This window comes from Micromonospora sp. NPDC047753 (genome assembly GCF_040642735.1).
Classification (GTDB): domain Bacteria; phylum Actinomycetota; class Actinomycetes; order Mycobacteriales; family Micromonosporaceae; genus Micromonospora.
The window spans coordinates 20,358-27,057 of sequence record NZ_JBEYSL010000024.1; the positions used below are offsets into that span (position 1 = coordinate 20,358).

8 protein-coding genes and 1 pseudogene are annotated in these 6,700 nt (G+C 73.3%); 4 read left to right on the plus strand and 5 right to left on the minus strand.

Annotated elements, in window-relative coordinates:
- The first annotated feature begins 93 nt into the window (after nucleotides 1-93).
- The gene (locus ABZ749_RS03990) at nucleotides 94-609 is read left to right on the plus strand and encodes a sigma-70 family RNA polymerase sigma factor (RefSeq protein WP_051708644.1); all 516 of its coding nucleotides are present in this window, start codon (nucleotides 94-96) and stop codon (nucleotides 607-609) included.
- A complete protein-coding gene (locus tag ABZ749_RS03995) occupies nucleotides 606-1,313 on the plus strand; it encodes a zf-HC2 domain-containing protein (RefSeq protein WP_357222507.1) in 708 nt (235 codons plus the stop codon). Before ABZ749_RS03990 ends, ABZ749_RS03995 begins: the two co-directional genes overlap by 4 nt.
- Before the next feature lie 100 nt (nucleotides 1,314-1,413).
- Here the strand turns inward: ABZ749_RS03995 and rarD are convergent, their stop codons facing one another.
- The 4 genes from rarD to eccE form a co-directional block, all read right to left on the minus strand.
- Entirely contained in the window at nucleotides 1,414-2,331 is a 918-nt protein-coding gene (rarD, locus tag ABZ749_RS04000) for an EamA family transporter RarD (protein WP_357222509.1), read from the minus strand.
- On the minus strand, nucleotides 2,328-2,825 hold the full coding sequence (locus ABZ749_RS04005) for a GNAT family N-acetyltransferase (RefSeq protein WP_357222511.1): 498 nt from the start codon (nucleotides 2,823-2,825) through the stop codon (nucleotides 2,328-2,330). Before ABZ749_RS04005 ends, rarD begins: the two co-directional genes overlap by 4 nt.
- Nucleotides 2,826-2,953: 128 nt before the next feature.
- The gene (locus ABZ749_RS04010) at nucleotides 2,954-3,340 is read right to left on the minus strand and encodes a phage holin family protein (protein WP_091395522.1); all 387 of its coding nucleotides are present in this window, start codon (nucleotides 3,338-3,340) and stop codon (nucleotides 2,954-2,956) included.
- Nucleotides 3,341-3,430: 90 nt separating this feature from the next.
- Complete coding sequence (gene eccE / locus ABZ749_RS04015) at nucleotides 3,431-5,392, minus strand: type VII secretion protein EccE (RefSeq protein ID WP_357222513.1); 1,962 nt, start codon at nucleotides 5,390-5,392, stop codon at nucleotides 3,431-3,433.
- Between the two features lie 294 nt (nucleotides 5,393-5,686).
- On the opposite strand from eccE, the gene ABZ749_RS04020 reads away from it, so the two are divergent.
- Both ABZ749_RS04020 and ABZ749_RS04025 read left to right on the plus strand, forming a co-directional pair.
- The gene (locus ABZ749_RS04020; protein WP_091395516.1) at nucleotides 5,687-6,007 is read left to right on the plus strand and encodes a WXG100 family type VII secretion target; all 321 of its coding nucleotides are present in this window, start codon (nucleotides 5,687-5,689) and stop codon (nucleotides 6,005-6,007) included.
- Nucleotides 6,008-6,028: 21 nt separating this feature from the next.
- Nucleotides 6,029-6,322: a WXG100 family type VII secretion target gene (locus ABZ749_RS04025; protein WP_355004864.1), complete on the plus strand. Its 294-nt coding sequence runs from the start codon at nucleotides 6,029-6,031 to the stop codon at nucleotides 6,320-6,322.
- A gap of 169 nt (nucleotides 6,323-6,491) precedes the next feature.
- On the opposite strand, the pseudogene ABZ749_RS04030 reads toward ABZ749_RS04025, so the two are convergent.
- A pseudogene (locus ABZ749_RS04030) lies at nucleotides 6,492-6,700 on the minus strand (type VII secretion-associated serine protease mycosin); the annotation flags it as partial.

Here is a 6,700-nt window from a genome sequence, read left to right on the forward strand (position 1 = left end):
CCCGTCTGACCTCGGGCTGAACCGTTCGGCGTGACCGCACGTATTCCCGAGCGGACGCACCGCCGGACGCGCGCCGGAAGCGAGGAGACCGCCATCAGCGACCACGACGCCCAACTGCTCCGCGCGCTGCACGACGAGCACGCGGAGGCGCTGTACGCCCATGCTCTGCGGCTGGTCAACGGGGACCGGCAGCGGGCCGAGGACCTGGTGCAGGAGACGCTGCTGCGGGCCTGGCGACATCCGGAGTCACTCGACCCGAGGCGCGGATCGGTGCGGTCCTGGCTGTTCACCACCGCCCGTAACCTGGCCATCGACGCCTGGCGGCGGCGATCCACCCGGGTCGGCGAGGTGTTCACCGACGATCTGCCCGAACCGCCCGAGGTGATCGACGAGGCCGAGCGGGCGGTGGAGGCGTGGACCGTCGCCGAGGCGCTCAACCGGCTCAGCCCGACCCACCGGGAGGTGCTGGTCGAGTGCTTCTACCAGGGGCGGTCGGTGGCCGAGGCGGCGTCCCGTTTGGGCGTACCGCCAGGGACCGTGAAATCCCGCACCCACTACGCGCTGCGGTCTCTACGGTTGGTCCTGGCCGAGATGGGGGTGACGGGATGACCCGGTGCGAGTTCGCGTACGACGACGGCGCGTACGTGCTGGGCGCCCTGGCCCCCGCCGAGCGGGCGGCCTACGAGCGGCACCTGGGCGGCTGCGCCTCGTGCCGGGAGGCGGTCGCCGAGATCGCCGTCCTGCCCGGGTTGCTCGGGCGCCTCGACCCGGCGGGGTTGGAGCAGATCCTGCCGCCGCCGGCCCCGCCCCGGGTGCCCGCGCTGCTCGACGAGGCCCGCCAGCGTCGTCGTCGGGAACGCGCCGCGGATCGGCGACGGTGGGCACTGACCACACTGGCCGCCGCCGGGCTGGCGCTGCTGGTCGGTGTGGGCACCGCAGTGGCGCTGCCTCGACCGGTCGACCCGCCCGGCGCGCAGGGCAAGCCCGCCCCGCAGGTGTCGATGGTGGCCATGCGGCCGGTGGCCGCCGCCGGGCCGGTGCACGCCGACCTCGGGCTGACCGGCACGAAGTGGGGCACCGAGGTGAGAATGCGTTGCGGGTACGACGCGCGGACGAGCTACGGCAAGGCGTATCCGTTCCGGCTGGTGGCGCGGGGCCCGAACGGTGCCACCGAGCAGATCGGCTCGTGGTTGGCGGCTCCCGGCGACGATCTGAGCTTCACCGGCGCGACGAGGTTCACCGACGCCGAGCTGGTCAGCGTGGAGCTCCAGAAAGCCGACGGCACGCCCCTCCTGACCTACGCCGTCCCGTAACCCACCCCACCCCGTCCCTTTCGCGATCTTGCATTTCCTGTCCTTCCACAAGGGGCATGGAGGGCATATCGGCGACAGAAACTGCAAGATCGCGGGGCGGTCAGGGAGTTGGGACGGGCGTTGGGAGAGGGGCGGGCCGGCGGGTGCGGCGGGAGGCTCGGACGGCGTCGGCGGTGAAGACGATCAGGGCCAGCCAGACCAGCGCGAAGCCGGCCAGCCGGGCCGGGGGCATCGGCTCGTGGAAGATCAGCACCCCGCAGCCGAGCTGAAGGATCGGCGCCAGGTACTGGACCATGCCCAGGCTGCTCAGGGGCAGCCGGTTGGCCGCCCCGGCGAACAGCAGCAGCGGGATCGCCGTGGCCGCGCCGGCCAGCACCAGCAGCGCGGTGTGCCCCGCCGAGACGTGCCCGAAGGTCAGGTCGGCCTTCGCCGTCAGCCAGCCCAGGTAGCCCAGCGCCGGCAACGCCAGCACCGCCGACTCGACGAACAGCCCCTCCGCCGCCGGCAGCCCGAGCCGCTTCTTCACCAGGCCGTAGCCGGCGAAGCTGAACGCCAGGGTCAACGCCAGCCAGGGCAGCCGTCCGTAGTCCACTGTGAGCACCGCGACCGCCGACGCGCCGATGCCCAGCGCCACCCACTGCGCCGGGCGCAGCCGCTCCCGCAGCACCGTCACCCCGAGCAGCACCACTACCAGCGGGTTGATGAAGTAGCCGAGCGCGGTCTCCACGACCCGGTCGGAGTTGACCCCGTAGATGTAGGTGCCCCAGTTGACAGCGATCAGCGCGGCGGCGGCGACGATCCCCGCCACCGCCCACCGGCGGCGCAGCAACGCCCGCAGGAAGCCGATGTTGCGCAGCGCGCCCAGCAGCAGAGCCACGAAGACTACCGACCAGACGATCCGGTGGGCCAGGATCTCCAGCGGGCCGGCGGGTCGCAGCAGCTTCAGGTAGAGCGGAAAGAAACCCCAGAGCAGGTACGCGCCGAGGCCGTAGAGGTATCCAAGGCGGAGTGGCGTCACGTCTCCACCGTAAGGGGCGTAGTGCTGCTTTGTTCCTTTCCGGTGAGCGGGGTCACCGGGGCTCGCCGGTCCAGCTGCATCCACCGTTGCGGCGCGTCCAACGGGGTGAAGCCCACCCCGGCGTACACCTGGTGGGCGTCGTTGGTGCAGAGCAGGATCCGGCGTACGCCCAGCTCATCCAGGTGGTCCCGGACCGCGCCGGCCAACCGTCCGCCCAGCCCGCGACCCCGGGCGGCGCGGTCGACGTACACGTCGCAGAGCCAGGCGAAGGTGGCACCGTCGGTGACGACCCGGGCCACGGCGACCTGGCGGCCGTCCTCCGGCCGGTAGATGCCGAACGGCAGCGAGCCGGCGAACGACCGCTCGGTGGTCTCCCGGTCCCGTCCGAGCGCCCAGTACGCGTCGGTGGACAACCAGTGGTGCACCAGATCGAGGTCGATCCGCTCCGGATCGGTGCTGAGCAGGTGGCCGTCGGAATAGGTCAGCGAGAACATGCCGCGACGCTAACCGCCGAGGTGGGCGGTAAGGCCGCTACATTCCCGAACTCTGGTCATCGGCCCGCCGGGGCCCCGGCCGGGGTCGGAGCCCCGGACGGACCGGGTCGGTGCTGGCTGGTCGGCGGTCAGTCCCGGTCGAGGACGGCGCCGAGGATCCAGGTCACGATGCTCACGAAGAGGGCGCCGAGCACTGCCGCCGGCCAGAAACCGTCCACCGAGAACGGCAACCCGGCCTGGTCGGCGATCCAGCTGGTGAGCAGGAAGAGCAGCCCGTTCACCACCAGGGCGATGAGACCCAGGGTCAGCAGGTAGAAGCCACAACCGACGGTCTTGATGATCGGCTGGAGAACAGCGTTGACCACACCGAAGATCACCGCCACCAGGAGCAGCGTGGTCACCGTCTCGGTGGCCGAGTTCGAATCCAGGGAGATGCCCGGGATGAGGAGCGTGGCCAGCCAGAAAGCCAGTGCTGTGCTGGCCAGCCGAATCAGCAGACCTTTCAGAAAACCCATGGCGGGGATCGTGCCACGGACACCGCAGCGACGTAACCCGCCGGCTGGCGCGTCCGGTGGAATCAGCCGCGCGTCGGCGGGCCGATCAGTTCAGCCGCGCGTCGGCGGGCCGATCAGTTGCGCCTCGATCGGAGTGGGGGAGAGCAGTGCCCACCGCAGCGCCCGACGGTTGACCACCGCCACCATGTCCTCCCGGATCCGGGTCAGCCACTCGGCCGACCCGCCCAGCCCCAGCGCGACTCCGGCCAGGGTGGCCTCGGCGGAGGTCAGTGGCTGGAGCAACGCCAGGTCGGCGCGGCTCAACGCGTCCACATCGGCCGGGGTCAGCTCGTCGCGTACCACCAGGGTGGCCCGCCACGGCGGGCCCGGCACGGCCTCGGCCGCCACCGGCCCGGCGTCGACGATCAGCAGCAACGGCCGCAGCGCGGTGCCCACCCCGTCGGCGACCGCCCGACCGGGAGGGAGCAACGGGATCGTGCCCCCCGGTGCGCCAACCCCACGGACAAACGGCTCCCAGGCCCGTGGCCGGGCGGTCTGCACCACCACCAGGGCGCCGAGTGCCAGGGCGCGCAGGGCCACCAGCTGGGCTGCCCGTACCCCGCCGACCAGCAGCACGCGGGTGCTCTCCGGCCGGAACAGTCGCACTGTGACGGCGCGGCCGTGCCGGTTGGTGCCGACCATCATTCCCGCGTCGCCCACTGACAGCTCCCAGTCGTCCACGGTCGGGCCGGGTCGCTGCCCGGGCGCCGGTGGGCGGGGCTGCGCTCCGGGTGCCGTCAGCGCCAACGGCAGCGTGGCGGCCAGCCCGCTCAGGTGCGCGCCGTCGAGTCGTCGCAGCTTTCCGCCCAGGTCGGTCACCAGCCGGACCAGCGCCTCGCTGGCCGCCGCCAACTCGGCCGCCGTCCCGGCGGCCAGGCGTACGGTCAGCTCGGTCGGCACTCCGCCGGCCGTAGGCGGAGCCGACGACGTCGACATCGTCGGCGACGGGCCTGAGCAGATCGACACCGTCGTGGCCGTCGCCGGCAGCGCCAGCAGGCGGGGTACCAGCCGGCGCCCAGCCGCAGCGCCCGCGTCGGGCCAGTGGAGCAGACGGAAGGTGGCCTGGACGAGACTGCCGGACCGGATCGCCGGCCACGACTCCCGGACCGGGTCGCCGTCGTGGTGGGCCAGCTCGCCCAGTACGCGTAGCGCCGCCGGCACCCCGAGCGGTCGCGCGGCCAACGGCCCGAGCCGGCGGACGATCCGGCGGACCGTTCCGGCGAGTACGCGGCGCAGGTCCTCCTCGGACCAACCGTTCACCCGCAGCACCCGGATCGCCACCACCGCGCGCTCACGCCCGGCGAGCCGCCCGTCGGTGAGCTGCCGGTACGACGTGCCGACCGTGCCACCGGCGCTCGGCACCGGCGCGGGCGCACCGGCGAGCAGCAGTTGGACCAGCAGCGGGGGCTGGTCCGGCCCGGTCGGGGGGAGCAGCGCGGCCGGGGCGGGGATCGCCTGGGACACGTCACCCAGCAGGTCGCCGGGGTCGCCGAGCTCCAGGAGCGCGACCATGCCGGTGGTGTCCTCCAGGAGCGCCGCCGGCCCGCCGGTCAACTCGGTCGAGCGGACCACGGTGCCCGGGGCGACCAGGTCGAGCAGTTCGGCCGCGTCGGCCGGCCCGGTCAACGCCCGCCGGCGGGTGAGGTGCCCGACGGCGGTGCCCAGCCACTCGAACAGCCACCGGCCCCGCACCGGCGCCCAGGCGGCGGCCACCAGCAACACGGCCACCAGTACGGCTGCCGCGACGACCGGCGCGGGTCGGCCGAGGGTGACGAGCACCAGGGCCGCCGCGACCTGTGCGGTGACCAGTTGGCCGGCTCGCGCTCCGGCAGCCGCACGACGGCCGAGTGCGACCCAGTGAGCCGCCGGCGACCGGCGACGGGGGGTGCGCTGCTCGACCGGCAGCGGGCCGCTGTCGGTGGATCGGCCCGGCCCGCCCACCCGTGGGGAGGCGCCTGCCTCGGACCCGACCGGGGTCGGCGGGTGCGGCCCTCCGGTGGTGATCGCCGGCACCGTGCCTCCTCGACCAGTGGGGACCAGGGTCGGGCGGGCCGGCCGCCCTCCGGCGGCCCGTCACGCGCCGCGACGTGGCTGCGGCACATCGTAAGCGACCGATGGCCGCCTCGGTTGTCCACAGGGGAAGCCGGTGGGGTAGCAGAACCGCTACGAGGTCGCTACCGTCAGCCACGAAGTCCTTCGCTGACCCGTGTCTCAGTGCTCGAAAGACTCGGGCCAAGCGACGACGCGTCGCCCCGGGATGGGCGCGTCGACGGCCAGGTGCGATCCGAGAGACGAGGTGACGTCCGGATGTCCCAAACCAAGGCAGAAGCAGCGGTGATGCAGCAGACTGCCGCGAAGTTCGAGCAGGTGGACCAGTCGTTGCAGTCCATGCTGACCGGCCTGCTGGCCGAGCTGGAAGTGTTGCAGCAGGCCTGGCGTGGCGCTGGTGGCCGGTCGTTCGAGCAGGTCAAGCAGCAGTGGTCACAGGACCAGGCGGCGCTGCACCGCGCGCTGCGCGAGACCGCCGGTGCGATCCGCACCGCCGGTCGGCAGTACCACGCGTCCGACGACGAGGTGGCCAGCCGGGTGGCCGGCACCAACCGCGGCGGCATCCAGCTGCCGCTCTGATCCCGCTGGGGAGGGAATCCGATGGACCATGGTGTGCTGGTCGTCAACTTCGCCGCGCTGCAGCAGGCCGGCGCTGACATTCAGAAGGCGTTGAACACCCTCGACGCGCAGCTCGGTCAACTCGAACGTGACGCCGCCCCGCTGGTGGCGAGCTGGACAGGCGACGCGCAGCAGGCCTACGAGCAGCGGCAGGCGCGGTGGCGTTCGGCCTCGCAGGACCTGCAGGGGATGCTGCGTGACATCAGGTTGGCGGTGAACGACTCCGCCACCGACTACCTGGACACCGAGAAGAAGAACACCGGGCTGTTCCAGTGAGCGATGTGGGCCGGGAGCGCTGACCGTGTCCGGGTCAGCGCCCCGCCTGCGGCCGGTCGGCGGCGAGGGCCGTGTGCGGGCGGCTCCAGGCCCTGTGCGGGCGGCTCCTGGCCGTGTGCGGGCGGCTCCAGGCCGTGTGCGGGCGGCTCCAGGCCCTGTGCGGGCGGCCTCAGGCCGGGCCGGCCGGTCGCCAGCGTCGACGGGTGCCCCGGGGCACCACCAGGGCGAGCAGCGCCACGGTGACCGCCGTGATGCCGGCCACCGCCCCGACCAGCAGGGCTCGGTCCCGTGCGGCGACCCGACGGGCCTGATGGGCGAGCTGCGCCGGGTCGGCCCGGTCGTCGGCGAGCGCGGCGACCGGCGGCGCGCCGGCCGCAC